Origin of the sequence: Pseudomonas sp. GL-R-19, from assembly GCF_019956375.1 — a bacterium.
Classification (GTDB): domain Bacteria; phylum Pseudomonadota; class Gammaproteobacteria; order Pseudomonadales; family Pseudomonadaceae; genus Aquipseudomonas.
Window position 1 is genome coordinate 26,421 of record NZ_JAHBDJ010000025.1, and the last position, 19,087, is coordinate 45,507.

Below are 19,087 nucleotides of genomic sequence, written 5' to 3' on the forward strand. Positions count from 1 at the left end.
CATGAAAAAACCCGCCGAAGCGGGTTTTTTGTGGATCAGGTCACACTGAGCGATCAGAGCTCGGAGAAGCACTCTTCGATGATCGCCAGACCTTTGTCCAGTTGCTCGTCCGGCGAGGTCAGCGGTACCAGGACGCGCAGAACGTTGCCGTAGGTGCCGCAGGACAGCAGGATCAGACCCTTGTCGCGAGCCTTGGCCACAACGGACGCCACGGCGGCAGCGTTCGGCTTGTGGCTGTCGCCGTTTTCGAACAGCTCGACGGCGATCATCGCGCCCAGGGCACGGACTTCGCCGATCACCGGGTACTTGGCCTGGATGGCCTTCAGACCGGTTACCAGACGCTCGCCAACAGCCTTGCAACGATCCAGCAGGTGCTCTTCCTCGAACACTTCCATCACGGCCAGGGCCGCGGCGCAAGCGATCGGGCTACCGGCGTAGGTGCCGCCCAGGCCGCCTGGAGCGATGGCGTCCATGTATTCGGCCTTGCCGCACACACCCGCCAGCGGGAAGCCGCCAGCGATGGATTTGGCGAAGGTGGTCAGGTCGGCGGCAACGCCCATCTGTTCCATGGCGAAGAAGGTGCCGGTACGGCCAGCGCCAGTCTGTACTTCGTCAGCGATCAGCAGGATGCCGTGTTGGTCGCACAGGGCACGCAGACGCTTCATGAATTCTTTCGGAGCGACGTAGAAACCACCTTCGCCCTGAACCGGCTCGATGATGATCGCGGCGATGTCTTTCGGCTCGGCGTCGTTCTTGAAGATGCGTTCGATGGAAGCGATCGAGTCGTCGATGCTCACGCCGTGCAGTTCGTTCGGGTACAGCGCGCGGAAGATGCCGCCTGGCATCAGGCCCATGCCGGCCGAGTAAGGCACGACTTTACCGGTCAGGCCCAGGGTCATCATGGTGCGACCGTGGTAAGCGCCGGTGAACGCAATCACGCCGGCACGGCCAGTGGCGGCACGGGCGATCTTGATGGAGTTTTCCACGGCTTCGGAGCCGGTGGTCACCAGCAGGGTTTTCTTGTCGAAATCACCTGGGACCTTGGCGTTGATTTTTTCGCACACTTCCACGTACGGCTCGTAGGCCAGTACCTGGAAGCAGGTGTGGGTCAGCTTGTTCAGCTGCTCGGTCACGGCGGCGATGACTTTCGGGTGCAGGTGGCCGGTGTTCAGTACGGCGATACCGCCGGCGAAGTCGATGAATTCACGACCTTCAACGTCGGTTACGGTCGCGTTCTTCGCGGAATCGGCGAAAATCGGGTGAATCTGGCCAACACCACGTGGAACAGCAGCGGTACGGCGGGCCATCAAAGAAGCGTTAGTCTTGCTCATACATTCCTCATTCACCGCTCATCGGGCGGCGTGGTTCAAGGATAAAGCGACGGGGAGCAACGGCGGCAGCATGCGATGATCGACTGCCACAGCGTTCCCGGCCACCGAGAAAATTCCGGTTTGAAGCGGCGCAAAGGGACAGCGCTCTCGTGCCCTTTGCGCTTGAAGCAATGCTCTTGCTGGCTTAGATACCCAGGCAGAGGTATTTGATTTCCAGGTAATCTTCGATGCCGTACTTGGAGCCTTCACGGCCCAGGCCCGAGGCCTTGATGCCGCCGAACGGCGCGACTTCGTTGGAGATCAACCCGGTGTTGACGCCGACCATGCCGTATTCCAGGGCTTCAGCCACACGGAACACGCGACCCAGGTCGCGAGCATAGAAGTACGAGGCCAGACCGAACTCGGTGTCGTTGGACATCGCGATCACATCGGCTTCGTCTTTGAAGCGGAACAGCGGAGCCAAGGGACCGAAGGTTTCTTCCTTGGCCACGGCAGCGTTATTCGGCACGTTGGTCAGGATGGTCGGCTCGAAGAAGTTACCTTCCATCGGCTTGCCGCCGGACAGCACGGTGGCGCCTTTGGAAATGGCGTCGGCAATGTGTTCTTGCACCTTGGCCACGGCTTTTTCGTCGATCAGCGGGCCAGTGGTGGTGCCTGCTTCCAGACCGTTACCGATCTTGAGCTTGGCCACTGCGGCCTTGAGCTTCTCGGCGAACGCGTCGTAGACCGAATCCTGAATGTACAGGCGGTTGGCGCAGACGCAGGTCTGGCCGTTGTTGCGGTACTTGGAAATGATCGCGCCTTCGACGGCCTTATCCAGGTCCGCGTCGTCGAACACGATGAACGGCGCGTTGCCGCCCAGCTCCAGGGACACTTTCTTGATGTCCTTGGCGCATTCCGACATCAGTTGACGACCGATTTCGGTCGAACCGGTGAAGGACAGCTTGCGCACGATCGGGTTGCTGGTCAGCTCGCTGCCGATGTCGCCGGCGCTGCCGGAAACCACGCTGAACACGCCAGCCGGGATGCCGGCACGCTGGGCCAGTTCGGCCAGGGCGAAGGCGGAAAACGGAGTTTGCGAAGCAGGCTTGAGCACCATGGTGCAACCGGCGGCCAGGGCCGGGCCGGCTTTACGGGTGATCATTGCAGCCGGGAAGTTCCACGGGGTGATGGCAGCGGTCACGCCGATTGGCTGCTTGATCACGATCAGGCGCTTGTCTGGCTGGTGGCCCGGAATCACGTCACCGTAGATGCGCTTGGCTTCTTCGGCGAACCACTCGATGAAGGAAGCGGCGTAAACGATTTCACCCTTGGCTTCGGCCAATGGCTTGCCTTGCTCCAGGGTCATCAGGCGAGCCAGGTCGTCCTGGTTCTCGATGATCAGTTCGAACCAGCGACGCAGCTTGGTCGCACGTTCCTTGGCGGTCAGTGCACGCCAGGCCGGCAGCGCCTTGTCAGCAGCTTCGATCGCACGGCGGGTTTCGGCAGCGCCCATTTTCGGCACGGTACCCAGAATTTCGCCCGTCGCCGGGTTGTTGACCTTGATCGTCTGACCATTGTCCGCATCAACCCACGCGCCATCGATGAAGGCTTGCTGGCGGAACAACTGGGTGTCTTTAAGCTGCATGTCGGCTTTCCTTAACAGCACCGCAATAAGCGGAGCAAATTATGATTGTTGAAAGGCGCCTCGATAGGCTGCCGTCAGGGAAATCATTCACCGGGCTGAAGCACATAAATAGCGCACTGATTCAAATCGCGCGGTTCAGCACCCAGAGATGAGCGTTTGAAATCTCAAACGAATCCTAGGATCAAAGGGGGTAAAGGACAATAGCCTGTTCGAAAAAAAGAACGAAAACGACGCTTTTGCCTATTTTTTCTGATCAACGTAGCAAACGCGCGTTACAGCTTTAAAAAAACGCAGGCGATTCAGCAGCATGGACGCCCGCAGCGCATATGAGTATCATGGCGCCCGCTGCACCAGTAGCTCAGCTGGATAGAGTACTGCCCTCCGAAGGCAGGGGTCGTGGGTTCGAATCCCGCCTGGTGCACCATACGTTGTAACGAGAAAGCCTCAGGCCGTTAGGTCTGGGGCTTTTTTGTGGGTGTATGAAGGCTAAGCGCCTAATGATCAATGCTGTTTTTTTCAAACAGTCGGGCGATGTCTCTCGCGCTATGCAGCACGCGTTCGACCTTGATCCCATCGTCCATCAAACAGTAGAAAACCAGATATCGGCCATGGGGAAGCATTCGCAATCCCTTGGCGCAATCGTCTCTTGAAACACCCAAACTCGGTTGTTCGATCAATCGTGTGCACTGCATGCGTAGCTCGCCCACAAACGTCCGGGCCCGTTCCGGGTTGTCCCGGGCGATAAAACGAGCGACTTGCAGCAGATCGTCCCGTGCCAATGCAGAGAAAAGCAATTGCCTCATGGACGGTTTTGCTCGGCAGCTACCTCATCAATCAGTGCATCAAGCTCGGCAAACACGGTATCGGCAGCAATGGCCGGACGCGGATCGTTGCGGCTGGCTGCAATGGCTTCACGAAGTTCGGCAGCGTGTAGCCGATCCAGCAGCTGTTGATAGGCCGCGTGCGGTAAAAGATAGGCGGCTGGGCGATTGTGGTTGAGCACGGCAACAGGTTCGGAACCCGCTTGCTCGATCACCGTGCTCGGGCTGCGCTTGAGCTCGGTGATGCTGACCGAACGGCTTGCAAGTAGCTGCTCCATGGCGGCTCCAAAAAGTACGAAAAAAAGTACCTTATAGTGTTCCATTCTCTGCAGGGGGGTCAACGAATCTCCGACCGGTGCTGTCCTGGCCCACAAAAAAACCGCCGAAGCGGTTTTTTTCATTCTGTCGTCCAGTCGAACTCGTCGTACTCATCATCGTCCTCGTCGTCCTCGAAGAACTCCTCTTCAAGGTCGTCGTCTTCAACAACGTCTTCTTCCGGCTGGTTCAGCAGAAAATCCTTGCGACTCTCGGTAATCGCTCGCCGCAGTTCTTCACCCTTTTGCGGGCAGTTGAGCATTTGGGCGATGCGGTCGATTTTTTTTGCCACGGCATCCTCCAACGCATCGGCTATAGCCTGATAGTGCGCGCTTTCGGGTCGGGATGCCAAATTCCCCGAGCACTGCGCACTTCAGTTTATTCCTGAAGACGGTTAGCGGTGATAGCGCCGCACCACGCTGCTGTTTTTCAGGACGTGACCTTTGATTTTTTCCAGCAGCTGCGCACGGGTCAGGCCGGCGGGCAAGGCGTCCGGGGCCAGGTCCAGGGCGTAGATCTGGATGATGTAGTGGTGCGCGCTGTCGCCAACGGGTGGGCAGGGGCCGATGTAGCCGGTGGTGTTTTTGCTGTTGGTACCGCCGACGCCCTCGAGGCCGGGTTTGGTCCCGGCACCGGCCGGGATCTGGTGGGTAGCGGCCTTGATGCCGTAATGCACCCAGTGATCGACGCCCTGGCCTTTTTGGCCGTCCGGGTCGTGCATGACGATGGCGTAGCTTTGGGTGGCGGCCGGGCCGGTGTTCCAGTTCAACGCCGGGGAAATGTTGTGTCCACCGCAACCGGCGGCATCACTGGCGGCGACCGAGGTGAACAGACGGTCATCGGAGACACCGGGAATGTTCAGGGTGAAACGTTCCTGGGCCTGCGCCGGGAACTGCACGCAAAGGGCGACTGCCAAGGCCGCGAGCCAAGTGTTGATTGAGGTCAATCGGGTCATACCGGAGCACCTTGTGCGTGTTGGGCCGTCGTCGGCGTGCAAACTATAGCCGGACCGTTCACGCCGTGGCAGGGGCAATTGGCTGAACCTCGCGATAAGTACCAGACTCATAAGTGAAACGTCTGTCTGGAGAGTAATCATGACTCTGCATCGCGTTGCGCGTGTGGCCAATGTGCCCGAAGACCGGGGTCTGGAAGTGCAGGTCCAGGACAGCAAGATCCTGCTGTTGCGGGCCGGTGAGCAACTGCGCGCGTATCAGGCCGAATGCCCTCATGCCGGAGCCCCGCTGGCTGACGGTGCGGTATGCAACGGGCGCCTGACTTGTCCGTGGCACAAGGCGCAGTTTCGGATCGAGGATGGCGGGCTGTGTGAACCGCCAGCCCTGGACAGCCTCAAGCGCTATCCCCTCGAAGTCCGTGACGGCGACATCTGGGTCGGCGACCAGCCGTTGCCGGACGCCCACACGCCTCCGGCCGACGATCCACGAACCTTCATTATTATCGGCGCTGGCGCGGCAGGTACGGCGGCGGCAGCGGCGTTGCGCGAGAAAGGTTTCGGCGGCCGGTTGCTGTTGATCGACCGCGAAGCCGACGCCGGATACGACCGCACCGCGCTGAGCAAATACGTGATCGCCGGTGAGATGCCGCTGCACGAAGTCCCGCCGCTGCGTGACGAGGACTTTTACCGCGAGCAGCGGATCGAGCGCCTGCGAGGCGAAGTGGCAAGCCTGGATGCGCCAAACAGGACGCTGCGGCTGACTGACGGCCAATCACTGACATACGACGCCGCGCTGCTGGCCACCGGCGGTGTACCCAATCCGTTGCCGCTACCCGGCGCCGACCTGCCGCAAGTGTTCGTCTTACGCTCCAAAGCCCATGCACAGCAGATTCTGGACAGCGCCAGCGCCGGCCAGCGGGTCGTGATCATCGGCAACAGTTTCATTGCCATGGAGTCCGCCTCGTCCCTGCGCCAGCTTGGCCTGAATGTAACCGTGCTGGCCCGCCACGAGGTACCGTTTGCCAGGCAGTTCGGTGACACGGTCGGCAAGGCCATTCGCGTGCGGCATGAAGCCAATGGCGTCGTGTTTCATACCCAGGGCAATGCGGCACAGATCGAAGGAACGGACAAGGTCGAAGCCGTGCGCCTGGACAACGGCCAACGTTTGCCGGCCGATCTGGTGCTGGTCGGCATTGGCGTCAAGCCAGCCACTGAGGCCTTCACCGGGCTGCCGAAAGAGCAGGATCACTCGCTGCGTGTCGACGGCACAATGCGCGTGGCCGACAGCCTCTGGGCGGCTGGCGATATCGCCACCTTCCCGCTGAACAACCAATACCTGCGCATCGAGCACTGGCGACTGGCCCAGCAGCAAGCACGGATCGCCGCGGCGAATATGCTGGGTGGTGACGAGCATTATCTCGACGTGCCGTTTTTCTGGACCTGGCATTTCGGCAAAACCTACGACTACCTCGGGCACGCCGAGGCCTGGGACGAGGTCGAGTTCAAGGGCGACCCTTACGATCCACCCTTCATTGGCCTGTTCGGAAATAACGGCGTGGTGTCGGCGGCGGTGGCCTGCGAGATGGACCGAGCCATGGCGACGCTCGCCGAGCGGATGAAACAAACGTTGGCATGGGAAGAGGCATGGCGACTGATCCGTGACGTTCCCTAGCGCAAAACGCCCGGCGCCTGCACGATGCAGAGGCCGGGCGTTGCCGGGTACAAGGTCGCCGTTATTCGGTGGTGCCAGCACCCTCGAACTTGCTCATGACAAAACCGGCAAACTCTTCGACGGTCATTTTCTGGCCGTTGAAGTCCACCTGATTGTTGGCGTAATGCAAATTGGTGACGATGTTGTTGCCGTCCAGTTTTGCCAGCTGGCTGCCGACCGCCATGCTGCTGAACATGTCTGCGGTGGCAGTGGCCTGGTCGGCAATCAGCTTGGCATCGGTCTGACCGTCGATTTGCGATTGCACGGTAAGCACATCGACCAGCATGGGCTTGGACACTTGCAACTTGAAGTCCAGCAGCGCAATCAGCTGCCTGACCAACTGATCGGTCGGCAGATCGATGGCTTGTGGCTTGGTCAGGTCGAGCACCATGTTGGCGCGGCTCTCACCGTTGGCGGTGTTGAACGACAGGTTTTCCAGGGCCACCTGTGGACCGGCCGCCAGCAGTTTTTCCAGGCTGGACTTGAGCAGTGCTTCTTCAGCTTCGGTCAGTTTCAGCTCCGGTGCCGGCAGACCGGCCGCCGTCGCTTCGGCCGCCGCCCGCTCATACGGCTGCAGTTTGGTCTGGTAAACCTGCATCAACGACAGGGTCGCCGGAATGTCGAGGTTCTTCAGGCTCATGGCCAGCGCGCCGGAACCGATGGTCTTACCGTTCAGGGAGACTTCGCCGACCTTGTAATCGGCACGCCCGGAAGCGTTGCTGCCCGATTCTCCGGTCAGGTTTTTCATCTCGAATTTCTTGAAGTCCAGCACCGACTGCTTGACGCCAAAGGTCGATTTGCCGCTGGCCAGTTCAAGGACGTTTTCGCCGGTGTAGAAACCGTAGGTACTTTTTGTCAGGTTGCTGGCCAGGGTCAGGCCATTCAATTCAACCTGCACCGGTGCCTGGTCTTCGGACACGGTGATCACTTTCAGGCTGTCCATGTAGCCGTTGGCCTTGACCTTCTGTGCCTGGGCGCTGGCATCGACGTCCATGCTCAAGCCGGAGAATTTCATGCTCGACTTGTCATCCAGCGCCATTTCCAGCGGCTGCAACTCGAAGGTGCCATTGGTAGCGTTGTCATAGCCGATGTTGACCACGCCGGTCAGCGGGGATTTGTCCTTGGCGGCGGCAAACCACTTCTCAGTGGACGGGGTCTTTTCCAGTTCGTAGTGATTGGTCGCCAGGACTGGCAACCACTTCAGTGACATCAGCCGCGAGAACGGCAACGGGCCGTGTTCGATGTGATCGACAAACAGCAACTCGACCGGCGCTTCGCCGAACATTTCGCCTTCGCCCTTGAGACGGTAGTGCGCGGTGCTGCTGAATACATGACGCTCCAGTGACACCAGTTCCAGAGACGCGGTGCCATTGGAACCGACCATGGCCGCCTGCAATTCCTTGTTGGCATTGGCAATCGAGGTGTTCAACACACCTTCGATTTTGGTGCCGGTGAACCAGGCTCCGCCTGCGCTGACGGCACCGATTGCGACAACGATTCCCAGTAGCACGCCTGCTGATTTATTCATGTATGACCCGTTCAATGTCCGTTGTTGAAAGCGAGGTCGTCTTCCCTGAACCCATGACAGGTTGCGGCTCGACTGCGCTGAAAGTGGAAAGCAGATTAGCACCGGGCGCGACGAACGGCCCAATGATTAAAGGTGAAAGAGTGTCTTGGGGGGATGTTCATGAAGGGCGGAGAGTTTCGGCGGATGTTATGCCGTCTTCGCGAGCAGGCTCGCTCCCACAGGGGAATGCATTCCAATGTGGGAGCGAGCCTGCTCGCGAAGACGGCATAACAGCCACCAAAGAATCAGGAATACTGGACCTCGATCTCATCCAGCTGATGATCAAAGCTTTTGAGCCGTGCAGTCCAGGTGTACACCAGCACTTCGAAGTCGCGGTTGATCACCGCCCCGCCCTTCACTTCCGCGCGCGGGTCGCAGACGTCCAGTTGATAACGTTCGCGGGCCATGGCCGTGGCGACATCGGCCAGTTCCCGGGCATTGCTGAGCCAGTGCCGACCGTCGTCAGCCACCTGCCGGTCCAGCGCCAGGCATTGTTTTTTCAGGCTCTCGAGGCTTTTTTCCAGCGGCGTGCCGGTCAATTCGCCCATGACTTCCTGAAACGTGCGCCCCGGCTGCCAGTAACTGCCCCAGAAATAACGGTCGAACACCGTTTCGACACGACGCAACGCCACCTTGGTGTCCCAGATCAGGACCAGGGTCTTGCCTTGTTCGAGTTGTCTTTTCTTGATGCGTTGATTCTGGACCGAGGCCCAGGCCACCACCGCAATGGACATCACCGCAATCAGCGCGACGGCACTGTCGAGGAACGCCAGAGCCTTGTCGATCTGGTGGGCCAGCATGATGCCGTAGAAATAAGTGGCCGACAGCAGCACTAATGCCACGATGGCGCACCAGAAGCCGAGAGCATAAGGGTTTTTCATTCTTGGTTTCCCCCTGACCTGCGCGTGCCTTGTGCGAAGAAAGGGCGCTTTGCACGGACGCCCGTCCAACACTTCAAAGCATAGCAATGGCCTCAGGGTTTGCCGGAGTTCGACGCTTGCGTTCGTCCGCTTTCCCAACCGCCGCCCAGCGCGAGAAACAAATCGATCTGGCTGGCGGCAACCTGGGTGTTCGCGGCCGCCAGTTGCGCCGTGACGTCGGTGTAGGTGCGGATGGCTTGCAGGTCAGCCAGGAAAGACTCTCGGCCAGCCTGGAAAAAGCGATGGGTCTGGTCGGCCGCCAGTTTCGCCGATTGCTCGGCATCGGCCAGAGCGTCGCGGCGTTGCAGCAATGCGGCGTACTGGGCGAGGCTGGTCTGGGTTTCGCGAATGGCATTGAGTACCACCCCATCGAAATGCGCCAGCGTCGCCTGGGTCACCGCTTCGGCTTCGCGGATGCGCGCCCGGGCGCCGTTGGTCGGCACCTTCCAGGTCAGCGACGGGCCGAACCCCCAGCGGTTGGTGGACGGGTCGCCGAGATCGTCCAGGATACCGACGGTACCGATGGTCGCGCCGATGCTGATATTCGGGTACAGCTCGCCCGTGGCGACACCGATACCGGCAGTGGCGGTCGCCAGTCGACGTTCCGCCTGCCGTACATCGGGACGACGCTTGAGCAATGCGGCGCCATCGCCTACCGGAATCAATTGCGCGATTTTCGGCAGCTCGTCGCAGGTGGCGGTGCCGGCCGGCAGTTGATCCACCGGTTTGGCCAGCAACATCGACAAGCGGTACAGCCCGGCCTGACGCGCTGCCTCATAACGCGGCATGTCGGCGCGCAGGGATTTGAATTGGGTTTGCGAGCGAGTGACCTGGGTTTCGTCACCACGTCCGGCATCGCGCAGGCGCTGGATCAGCGTGGTGCTCTGGGCTTGCAGGTCGAGGGAGTGCTGGGCAATTTCCCGCTCTTCATTGGCCGCGCACACTTGGGTGTAGGCGCGAACCACATCGGCCACTACGGTGATGCGTGCTGTATCGGCGGCGGCCTGCGTCGCATCAGCATTGGCCTTGGCCGCTTCGATGCCGCGTTGCAAGGTGCCGAACAGGTCGAACTGGTACGACGCGCTGATGCCGATATCGCCAATGTTGGCCACGGGCACTTTTTCCGGGATCAGGAACGCCTGGCCGGACTCCTGCAAGCGCTGGGCGCCCATCTGCACGCCGCCGCTCCAGCCGCCCGCCGCTTGCGCCTCATCGACCTGAGCGCGAGAGCGGGACAGACTGGCCGCCGCCACGCGCAAATCGGTGTTGGAGGCCATGGCCTGCTGCACCAACTGGTCGAGTCGCGGGTCCTGATACAAACGCCACCAATCGGCCGGCACCGGCGCGGACACCACCGTTTTGCCGTCGACCGCCAGATCGCCCTGGAAGTCTGGGCGATGGACCGCCGCCTCTTCAGGCAAATGATAATCCGGCCCGACCATCTGACATGCCGACAGCAGCAAGCCTAATCCGGCGACTGCCAAACCCGAGGCCCTGCTCATTGCGCCGACTCCCGCTTCTGATCGTCGATGATCGATACCGTGGCGGTGCGCCCGGCGATCATGCGGAAATCTTCCGGCACGTCATCGAAGGCGATGCGCACTGGAATTCGCTGGGCCAGCCGAACCCAGCTGAAGGCCGGGTTGACGTTGGGCAGCAGGTTGTTGCCACTGGTGCGGTCGCGGTCTTCGATACCGGCGACGATGCTTTCCACATGCCCGCGCAGGCGCGCATTGTCGCCGATCACCCGGATGTCGACGCTCTGGCCGATGTGGATGCCGTTCAGTTTGGTTTCTTCGAAGTAGCCATCGATATGGAACGAGTTGCTGTCGACCACCGACAACACCGGACGCCCGGCGCTGATGAACTCCTGGGCCCGTGGCGCACGGTCGTTGACGTAGCCGTCCACGGGGCTTCGGATCACCGAGCGGTCGAGGTTGAGCTGCGCACTGTCCACCGCCACCTGGGCTTCCATCAAGGCCACTTGGGCGCGGGCCACTTTCGACTGGCTTTCTTCCAGTTGCTCACCCGGCACCAGATTACCCAGGCCCTTGTTTCGCTTGGCCTCGCGCTGGGCCTGGGCCAGGGTTTCTTCACGGTCGGCGACCGCTGCTTTGGCCTGGCGCAGGGCCAGCTTGAAACGGTCCTGATCGATACTGAACAGCACCTGGCCGCGCTTGACCAACTGGTTATCGCGCACCTCCACTTGCTGGATCAGACCGGACACGTCCGGGGCGATTTGCACGATGTCGGCACGGATGTGCCCGTCGCGGGTCCAGGGCGCGAACATGTAATACATCACCATGCGCCAGACCACGACAACGGCGAAGCTCACGATCATCAGGGTCAACACCACGCGACCCAGGGTTAGAAACGGTTTTTTCATGTCATCAGGTATCGACTGAGTGAGTCCACGGCGCCAAGCAGCAAGGCGTAGAGGGCCACGTTGAACAATGCCCGGTGCCAGACCAGACGGTAAAAGTGCAGGCGCGTCAGCACCCCGTGCACCAACAGGTACAACACATACGTAATGCCCATCAGCACCAATAGCGTGGGCAGGAACACCCCGCTCAGATCCAGGTCGCCGATCATAAAAGTGCTCCATCAATGCCATGGGGAAGCGGCTCTTCGGGCTCGGCGGCACCGACGAACTCGACGCCGGGCAACAGTGCCAGACGCAGGCCACTCAGGGCGTGCAGCAGATGCCGACGGGTTTCATCATCGCCGGCACCGCTGAGGGCGCGGCGCGTGCGGTCGAGGGTCATCAGCAACGGGCTCGGTGCCTGCAAGCGCTCACCAGCCTTGAGACAGGCCTTGAAGTACTCGCCCACTTCGGCCACCACCTGGCGCAACAGCACCTGCGGCACACCAAGGACCCGCGGCGTATAAGCGAGCAGGTCCAACAGATTCAGCGCCACTCGCACTTCCCGCAGCGCCACGCCGGAGTCCTGGCCGGTCATGGCCAGGCGCGGCAGATGCTGCATCAGCCGATCGAGCATCCGAATGCCCAGAAGTCGATGTTCAGACAACGTGGCCGGCTCGGAGAGGCTGACAATGTCACGCCAGCTGAAACGGGTCAGGCGCTTGGCCGCCAGTTCAGCACCGAACGGCCGGGCAATCAGGGTCCAGATGAACGCGAACAGCAGCCCCATGGGGCCGGCCAGGTTGGAGTTGGCGAAACTGAGGAAGTCCGCGTCGTAAGCGCCCTGAATACTGATGAAGGACGAGGTGTTGACCAGAGTCAGCAGCATGCCCAGGTAGAACTGCGGCTTGACCGTCAGGGTGCCGACGCAAATGAACGGCACGGCAAACGCCAGCACCAGCATCGGAAAGTCGTGCAGGTTGGGCAGCACCAGAAACAGATAAAGGCTGGCGAACACCACAGACATCGCTGTCCAGAAAAAGAACCGATAAATCTGCGGCGCCGGGTCGTCCATCGAGGCAAAGAAACTGCACGCCACCGCCGCCAGGATCACGGCGCTACCGCCATCGGTCCAGCCAAGCAGAATCCACAGCACCGAGGCCACGATAATCGCGGTGACGGTGGAAGCAGCGGAGTAGAACATCAGGCCGCGATCCAGAAACGGGGATAGCCGCCCCAGGCGCCAGTGCCGATACACCGCGCGCCAGCTGTCCTGGCTTTCGCACTGGATGGCGTATTGCAGGCTGCGGCAGTCCTGCCACAAATCGATCCACTCGCCGAGGCGGTAAATGGCGTTGGAGAACAGCAGTTGCTTGCGCTCATCCAGCGCTTCGGGAGCAGGTTGCAGGGCCTCAAGTCGATCCTTCAGGGCTTGCCAGCGGTCGAGATCGGCTTCCTTGTGCTCGAGCCATTCGGTGGTGGCGGCCAGCAACGGCGCGAACTTGTCCACAAGCTCGGGGGTGCGCCGTTCCAGGGCGTAAAGCGCATCGTCGAGGGCATCGATCACTGGCAGCAGGTGAATCATCCGTCCGCGCAATTCCTTGGTGTTGCGCACTGTCTGCGGACGCGAGCCTTCGTGGGGCAACTGACCGATCATCAACTCCAGGGAGTTGAACGTGGCGACCATCGACGCGCGCAACGCGCTGACTTCTTCAGGCTGCACGTTGCGGCTAAGGAAACGCAGGCTGTAGGTCGAGGCATCGGTAAACCATTTGCCCACCGAATCATTGAACACAGGCGCCAGGCGCCGGGGCCAGAACATCGCACCGACCACCGCCGCCACGACGATGCCGAGAAAGATTTCTTCGGTCCGCGCTTCGGCCACGTCCCACACGCCCAGCGGGTTGTTCACCACCGGCAGGGCGATCAACGGCAAGGTGTAACCGGCGAGCATCAAGGCGTAGTTGTTGGCCGTGCGCAAATGCAGGGACAGAAACAGCAGCGTGCCGGTCCACAGTGCAATCACCACCACCAGCACGTAAGGGCTCTGCACGAACATTGGCACGAACAAAACCGCCGCCGCAGCGCCGATAAAGGTGCCGACCGCCCGGTACAACGCCTTGGAACTGGTAGGGCCGAGAAACGGACTGGAAACGATGTACACCGTGGCCATCGCCCAGTACGGACGCGGCATTTGCATAAGCAAGGCGATGTACAGCGCGATCATCGATGCGGCGAAGGTGCGGACTCCATAGAACCAGTCCCGCGCCGGGGGCATGCCCGAGAAGAATCCGTTCACGAGTTAGCCACCGATGGCGGCGTGGCCGCTTCAAAAGCTCTCAGTACCCGCAGCGTAGCCTCCAGATCACTCTGGTCAATGCCTTCAAGGACTTCGTGGCGCAAGCGCACCAGCTCCACTTCGACCGCCTGCACCAGCTCCCGACCGGTTTCGGTCAGGCTCAGGCATTTGGCGCGGCGATCCTGTGCATCTTCGGTGCGGCAGACGTAACCGGCATGGCACAACTGATCGAGCAGGCGCACCAGCGACGGGCTCTCCATCCCTGCCGCTTGCGCCACCGTCACCTGGCGCACGCCCTCACCCAGACGCCCGATCATCAATAGCGGAACGGCGCAGGCTTCGGAGATTCCATAGTTGACCAGCGTGGTCTGGCAGATTTTGCGCCAATGCCTGGCGGCCACCACCATGGCGCTGCTGATGCTCATCTGGAGAACGTCGAGGTTATTCGGCACGAGGGAAAACACACACTGTTAGTTTGCTAACTATCAATATGGCATTGGAGGAGATTTTCCGTCAAGTTTTGAAACATATTGGCTTCCATCCGTCGCGAAGCCATAGGGGGTGAACCAGCCACAGTACTGAAGATGTATATACTTTGTCAGTATTACAACCGAGAAGGCAGCCATGTCGAAACAAGCCGTTTTTACAATGAAACTTGAGCCTGAATTGCGTGAACAGTTCATGGCAGAGGCAGAAGCCGCTCATCGCCCCGCCTCGCAGATCGTCCGGGAAATGATGCGTCAGTTTGTTCAATCCCAACGGGAGTCTCGCGAGTACGAAGCATTCCTGCAGCGCAAGGTCGACACCGCACGCGCTTCGATGCGCGCCGGCGACGGGCTGACGAATGATGAAATCGAGGCAGAGTTCGCTGCCAGGCGCAGGCGGGCCGAGCGACAAGAATGAAAATAATATGGACGAAAGAAGCAGCACAGGACCGTGCAGACATTTGGGATTACCTGCATGCCGTTAACCCGAAAGCAGCCATCGACATGGACAACCGGTTCAGCGATGCGCTATCCCGGCTTGCCCGATACCCGGAAAGCGGCCCAGCCGGGATCATTTCAGGCACTCGCGAGCTGATTCCACATCAGAGTTACCGAATTGTTTATGAACAGGGACTGGACGCCATCTGGATACTCGCCCTGGTCCATACATCCCGACGGTGGCCGCCCGGTCTATGACGATTCACCCCCCCGCCCCTTCCTCAGCAGCACATCCAGCTGATCAATCACTTCGGCCCAATCCGCGTCGTCGAGAATTTCGTCTCGCAGAAGCTCCGCCTGACTCGGGCTCCAGAAAAATGCATCCGCAAGGTGCAGTTCCGGTTTGAGCGGTGAATGGGTGGCGATGAATTGATCGATACTTTCGGCGTCGTCCGGCAGGCCGAGTTGTTTGAACAGGGATGGAAGGTTGTGGGTTGGGCTTTCCATGACGAACTCCTGATGACCAATTTAGGGACCGCTGCGCGGTCATCGCGAGCAGGCTCGCTCCCACAGGAAAATTCGATCTCCCTGTGGGAGCGAGCCTGCTCGCGAAAACGTCAGCATTGGCGACACAAAAATCAATGACTCAACTCCCGCACCTCGGCATGCGGCACCATTTTCAGAAACTCGGGCATGTCCATGCGCACCAGATTGACGTGGTTGCCGGCCTCCAGATAGATGTCTTTCTGCCGGGTCAGCAGCGGATCGATCACCACCTCCAACCCATAGGACTCACCCAGCGCCGGTACGGCGCCGCGTTCGCAATCGTCGAACAGATGCGCCAGGTTGCTTTCGCGAGACACCTGCCACTCACCGCTACTGCGGACTTTGCTCAGGTCAAGGTGACGGCTGGCGGGCAGCACGGCCATCAGGTAATGCCCATGGTGATCGTCGAGGATCACCGATTTTGCCACCCGTTCGGCAGGAATACCTGCGACCCGTGCCGTTTCGAGGCTGCTGGCCGAGTGTGGGTGGCTGACGATGTCGTAGTTGCATTGAGCCTTTTCCAGGCTTCGCTGCACGGTTCTTGCCATACGCATGATGCACCTCGGTGTCCGCAACAATCGCTGGCGGACGCTGGTTAACAATTCTTTCGGTACTGAAAGTCTAGGCCCGATGACGTGTTCCGGCGGGAAATCCGCCCATCGGATGTCGACGACAATTGAGCAAAATTCATACCGGCCAAGGCTCAACTAAACTGTGTTCAGAGCCACCCCAAGACTCTCTCGGAGGGTCAAGTGAACACGCGCTGTTGTGCCATTGCGCTGCTGTTGGCGTTGAGCGGATCGACCTGGGCCGCCGACACGGTTGTATTGCTGGTGCCCAACCCCCTCGGGATCTGGCTGATCACCTTCGGCCTCGCGTTTCTGATCGCTGAGGCGGCACTGCCCAATTACGGTGTGATCGGCCTGGGCGGCATCGTGATGTTCGTGATCGGTGCGGTGATTCTGTCCAATACCGAAGTGCCCGTGCCGTTGATGATCGGCCTGGCAGTGGTCAGCGCTCTGCTGCTGATCTACCTGGTGCTTCACGCCCTGAAAACCCGGCCGCGCCACACCGTCAGCGGTGATGCCGGGCTGGTCGGCAGCGAAACGCCGGTCACGTCAGTGCAGCTCGGCAACGCCTATGGCGGCTGGGTTCATCTGCAAGGAGAACGATGGCAAGTGCTCAGCGCGACGCCACTGCAACCCGGACAACGGGTACGGGTGGTGGGGCGCAAGGGTTTGCTGCTGCAAGTGGCCGCGGCTGACGCGGCGCCGGGTGGAGAATAGTCATGGGTTTGCAATTGGGTCTTGTCGCGCTCCTGCTGTTGCTCATCGCACTGGCGGGATCGACGTTTCGCATCCTGCGCGAATACGAGCGCGGCGTGGTGTTCCAGCTCGGGCGCTTCTGGCAGGTCAAGGGCCCTGGTCTGATCCTGCTGATTCCGGTGGTCCAGCAAATGGTCAGGGTCGATTTGCGCACCGTGGTGCTGGACGTTCCGCCGCAAGACGTGATCACACGCGACAACGTGTCGGTCAAGGTCAACGCGGTGCTGTATTTCCGCGTGCTCGATCCGCAAAAGGCAATCATCCAGGTTGAAGACTTTCTGATGGCCACCAGCCAATTGGCGCAAACCACGCTGCGGGCGGTGCTGGGTAAACACGAACTGGACGAACTGCTGGCCGAACGCGAACGGTTGAACCTGGACATCCAGCAAGTACTCGACGCCCAGACCGACGCTTGGGGCATCAAGGTTGCCAACGTCGAGATCAAACACGTGGACCTCAACGAATCGATGATCCGCGCCATCGCCAAGCAGGCCGAAGCAGAACGGGAGCGGCGAGCCAAGGTGATCCACGCCGAAGGCGAATTGCAGGCCTCGGAAAAACTCATGCAGGCCGCCGAAATGCTTGGCCGCCAACCGGGTGCCATGCAGCTGCGCTACATGCAGACCCTGAGTTCGATTGCCGGCGACAAGAGCTCGACCATCGTCTTTCCACTGCCGATCGAGTTGCTCAAGGGCATGGCGGACTTGTCATCGAAACCCTGAAGGTTGCGATGACGCCACTCATTGCCCGGTATTGCCGGACAGGTACAACCTCGCGGCAACACCACCGGCTTTCATTTGACGAGCGATCTGCCATTGCGCCGGCAACGGTGCAAACTCGTCAGGTACGTCGGCGGTACCGATCAGCCAGATTCGCCCCGTGCCCTTGGGCAGGTCGCTCAAGTGTTCCAGATACACGTCTGGCGTCGTCAAGGTACCGAAACCATAGTCGTTCGGCCGGCTCGAAGTGCCATCGGCCCGTGGCGGGGTGTACAGCAGGGGCTGGGTATTGGTGCGGTTGTAGTAGACGTAACTCAAGTACCAGAGCATGTCACTGGTGACGATCCGGTCCCCCGACTGAAAATGCAGGTTAACGTCTTCCACCAGGACATTGACCTGATCATGGACGTCCACCGTCGCGTTGTTTTTCAGGCCCACCAGTTCAACACCGACAAACAGCACCAGCACCGTCAAGGCCAGCACCCGGGAACCGGAGTACAGGCGGTCGATTGCCAATGCCGCCAACAGCGGCAGGCCAAGGGCATACGCGGTGAGGTAGCGCTCGATGAATATCGGCGAAAAATAGGACACCGCAAACACCAGCAGCATCGGGACAAAGGTGTAGACCGCGAGCAACGCACTGCCGCGGGACACGCTTCGATCACGTGCCAACGCCGCCCACACCAACACAGGCAGGGCCAGCGGCAAGGCGATAAATACCAGCGAGGGCAGGGTTTCGCCGTCGTCTTGGGTCAGTATCGTCCAGACCATCGACGGTAAAGAATCCAGGCTGACGGGCAACTCCCAGCCGACATCGCCATTGGCCTTGAGTTGATCCACGTGTCGTAGCAGGTCGACAAACCCCGGCAGCCAAGGCAGATAGAGCGCCACGATAGCCACATTGGCCAGCCACCAGTCACCCCGCTGGATGTGCCGCAGGCGATGCCCCGGCTGCACACGGATGATCCCCAGGTACAGCCAATGGCACAGCACGCAAAGGGCCGTGAAGTAATGGGTGTAAAACGCCGCGCTCATCAGCACGACGTAGATCACCAGGTAGCGCCGACGCTGGGGCCTGCGGATCCAGTACACCAGCGCAATGGTTGCCCCCAGCAACCACAGCCCCAGCAGCGAATACATTCTCACTTCCTGGCTATATCGCACAGCTGTGGGAAGCAGGGCCAACAGGAAACCGGCCAGTATCGCGGCACGGCAGGTGGCGAGCCGATCGACCAGCCACACACCGAGTCCGACCGAGGCAACCCCCGGCAGGGCGCTGAGACAGCGGATGGAAAAGATGCCGTCGCCAAACATCGCGATCCAGCCGTGCAGCAACATGAAGTACAGCGGCGGGTGGACGTCGTAGGCAGCATGCAACCAGATATCAGGTATCGAATAACGGGCCAGCAGCAGGCTGGAACCCTCGTCGCCCCAAATCGCGGCGGCAGTGAGATCGTAAAAGCGCACCAGCGCGGCCAACACCAGAATCGGCACCAGCCAATGCTCCCGAGTCCAGCGGATCAATGGTTGCGCACACCTGGCGAAACCAGGATTGGCGTGCGGTCCCTGAGTGTCGCCCATTGGCGTTTCTCTGCGCGCCTCCATTGCCTCCCCTTGCGACGTTGAGTGAAGAGCCAGATTGTTTGCGTATCACTTTAGCCCTTCAAGC

21 protein-coding genes and 1 tRNA gene are annotated in these 19,087 nt (G+C 60.4%); 6 read left to right on the top strand and 16 right to left on the bottom strand.

Annotation, left to right across the window (positions count from 1 at the left end; translation table 11 throughout):
- Positions 1–53: 53 nt before the first annotated feature.
- Together gabT and gabD are read right to left on the bottom strand one after the other, a co-directional pair.
- Positions 54–1,331, bottom strand: a complete 1,278-nt coding sequence (gene gabT / locus KGA83_RS14855; RefSeq protein ID WP_108219752.1) for a 4-aminobutyrate--2-oxoglutarate transaminase — start codon at positions 1,329–1,331, stop codon at positions 54–56.
- A gap of 184 nt (positions 1,332–1,515) precedes the next feature.
- Positions 1,516–2,958 carry an NADP-dependent succinate-semialdehyde dehydrogenase gene (gabD, locus tag KGA83_RS14860; RefSeq protein ID WP_108219753.1) on the bottom strand — a complete coding sequence of 481 codons (1,443 nt, stop codon included), beginning with the start codon at positions 2,956–2,958 and terminating at the stop codon, positions 1,516–1,518.
- A gap of 347 nt (positions 2,959–3,305) precedes the next feature.
- On the opposite strand from gabD, the gene KGA83_RS14865 reads away from it, so the two are divergent.
- A tRNA-Arg gene (locus tag KGA83_RS14865) sits at positions 3,306–3,382 on the top strand.
- Between the two features lie 70 nt (positions 3,383–3,452).
- Here KGA83_RS14865 and KGA83_RS14870 read toward each other — a convergent pair.
- From KGA83_RS14870 to KGA83_RS14885, 4 genes are read right to left on the bottom strand one after another with little or no spacing between them, the layout of a single operon-like run.
- A complete protein-coding gene (locus tag KGA83_RS14870) occupies positions 3,453–3,761 on the bottom strand; it encodes a type II toxin-antitoxin system RelE/ParE family toxin (RefSeq protein ID WP_108219754.1) in 309 nt (102 codons plus the stop codon).
- The gene (locus KGA83_RS14875) at positions 3,758–4,180 is read right to left on the bottom strand and encodes a type II toxin-antitoxin system Phd/YefM family antitoxin (RefSeq protein ID WP_223530027.1); all 423 of its coding nucleotides are present in this window, start codon (positions 4,178–4,180) and stop codon (positions 3,758–3,760) included. Before KGA83_RS14875 ends, KGA83_RS14870 begins: the two co-directional genes overlap by 4 nt.
- Positions 4,177–4,446 (bottom strand): hypothetical protein, encoded by a 270-nt coding sequence (locus KGA83_RS14880; protein ID WP_223530029.1) that lies wholly within the window; start codon positions 4,444–4,446, stop codon positions 4,177–4,179. Before KGA83_RS14880 ends, KGA83_RS14875 begins: the two co-directional genes overlap by 4 nt.
- A 42-nt stretch (positions 4,447–4,488) precedes the next feature.
- Positions 4,489–5,049: a YbhB/YbcL family Raf kinase inhibitor-like protein gene (locus KGA83_RS14885; protein WP_108219757.1), complete on the bottom strand. Its 561-nt coding sequence runs from the start codon at positions 5,047–5,049 to the stop codon at positions 4,489–4,491.
- Between the two features lie 139 nt (positions 5,050–5,188).
- Between KGA83_RS14885 and KGA83_RS14890 the strand changes: the two genes are divergently transcribed.
- Positions 5,189–6,718 carry an FAD-dependent oxidoreductase gene (locus tag KGA83_RS14890; RefSeq protein WP_223530030.1) on the top strand — a complete coding sequence of 510 codons (1,530 nt, stop codon included), beginning with the start codon at positions 5,189–5,191 and terminating at the stop codon, positions 6,716–6,718.
- A 61-nt stretch (positions 6,719–6,779) separates the two neighbouring features.
- Here the strand turns inward: KGA83_RS14890 and KGA83_RS14895 are convergent, their stop codons facing one another.
- The 7 genes from KGA83_RS14895 to KGA83_RS14925 form a co-directional block, all read right to left on the bottom strand.
- Positions 6,780–8,285 (bottom strand): YdgA family protein, encoded by a 1,506-nt coding sequence (locus KGA83_RS14895; RefSeq protein WP_108219759.1) that lies wholly within the window; start codon positions 8,283–8,285, stop codon positions 6,780–6,782.
- Between the two features lie 284 nt (positions 8,286–8,569).
- A complete protein-coding gene (locus KGA83_RS14900) occupies positions 8,570–9,205 on the bottom strand; it encodes an NADH:ubiquinone oxidoreductase subunit N (protein ID WP_108219760.1) in 636 nt (211 codons plus the stop codon).
- 92 nt (positions 9,206–9,297) lie between these two features.
- A complete protein-coding gene (locus KGA83_RS14905) occupies positions 9,298–10,746 on the bottom strand; it encodes an efflux transporter outer membrane subunit (protein WP_108219761.1) in 1,449 nt (482 codons plus the stop codon).
- Entirely contained in the window at positions 10,743–11,630 is an 888-nt protein-coding gene (locus tag KGA83_RS14910) for an HlyD family secretion protein (protein WP_223530031.1), read from the bottom strand. Before KGA83_RS14910 ends, KGA83_RS14905 begins: the two co-directional genes overlap by 4 nt.
- Positions 11,627–11,836 (bottom strand): DUF1656 domain-containing protein, encoded by a 210-nt coding sequence (locus KGA83_RS14915; protein ID WP_007987399.1) that lies wholly within the window; start codon positions 11,834–11,836, stop codon positions 11,627–11,629. The genes KGA83_RS14910 and KGA83_RS14915 overlap by 4 nt, the downstream gene beginning before the upstream one ends.
- A complete protein-coding gene (locus tag KGA83_RS14920; RefSeq protein ID WP_223530032.1) occupies positions 11,833–13,905 on the bottom strand; it encodes an FUSC family protein in 2,073 nt (690 codons plus the stop codon). Before KGA83_RS14920 ends, KGA83_RS14915 begins: the two co-directional genes overlap by 4 nt.
- Complete coding sequence (locus tag KGA83_RS14925; protein WP_177413324.1) at positions 13,902–14,330, bottom strand: MarR family winged helix-turn-helix transcriptional regulator; 429 nt, start codon at positions 14,328–14,330, stop codon at positions 13,902–13,904. The genes KGA83_RS14920 and KGA83_RS14925 overlap by 4 nt, the downstream gene beginning before the upstream one ends.
- Positions 14,331–14,529: 199 nt before the next feature.
- Here KGA83_RS14925 and KGA83_RS14930 point away from each other — a divergent pair, with 199 nt between their 5' ends.
- Both KGA83_RS14930 and KGA83_RS14935 read left to right on the top strand, forming a co-directional pair.
- On the top strand, positions 14,530–14,808 hold the full coding sequence (locus tag KGA83_RS14930) for an antitoxin of toxin-antitoxin stability system (RefSeq protein ID WP_108219764.1): 279 nt from the start codon (positions 14,530–14,532) through the stop codon (positions 14,806–14,808).
- Entirely contained in the window at positions 14,805–15,086 is a 282-nt protein-coding gene (locus KGA83_RS14935; protein WP_108219765.1) for a type II toxin-antitoxin system RelE/ParE family toxin, read from the top strand. The genes KGA83_RS14930 and KGA83_RS14935 overlap by 4 nt, the downstream gene beginning before the upstream one ends.
- On the opposite strand, the gene KGA83_RS14940 is transcribed toward KGA83_RS14935, so the two are convergent.
- Positions 15,081–15,335, bottom strand: a complete 255-nt coding sequence (locus KGA83_RS14940) for a DUF2789 domain-containing protein (RefSeq protein ID WP_108219766.1) — start codon at positions 15,333–15,335, stop codon at positions 15,081–15,083. The two genes, KGA83_RS14935 and KGA83_RS14940, sit on opposite strands and share 6 nt — an antisense overlap.
- A gap of 131 nt (positions 15,336–15,466) precedes the next feature.
- Positions 15,467–15,928, bottom strand: a complete 462-nt coding sequence (locus KGA83_RS14945) for an aminoacyl-tRNA deacylase (RefSeq protein WP_108219767.1) — start codon at positions 15,926–15,928, stop codon at positions 15,467–15,469.
- A gap of 198 nt (positions 15,929–16,126) precedes the next feature.
- Between KGA83_RS14945 and KGA83_RS14950 the strand changes: the two genes are divergently transcribed.
- Positions 16,127–16,660, top strand: a complete 534-nt coding sequence (locus tag KGA83_RS14950; RefSeq protein ID WP_108219768.1) for an NfeD family protein — start codon at positions 16,127–16,129, stop codon at positions 16,658–16,660.
- A gap of 2 nt (positions 16,661–16,662) precedes the next feature.
- Entirely contained in the window at positions 16,663–17,421 is a 759-nt protein-coding gene (locus tag KGA83_RS14955; RefSeq protein ID WP_108219769.1) for a slipin family protein, read from the top strand.
- Positions 17,422–17,439: 18 nt separating this feature from the next.
- On the opposite strand, the gene KGA83_RS14960 is transcribed toward KGA83_RS14955, so the two are convergent.
- On the bottom strand, positions 17,440–19,023 hold the full coding sequence (locus KGA83_RS14960) for a glycosyltransferase family 39 protein (protein WP_223530034.1): 1,584 nt from the start codon (positions 19,021–19,023) through the stop codon (positions 17,440–17,442).
- Between the last annotated feature and the right edge of the window lie 64 nt (positions 19,024–19,087).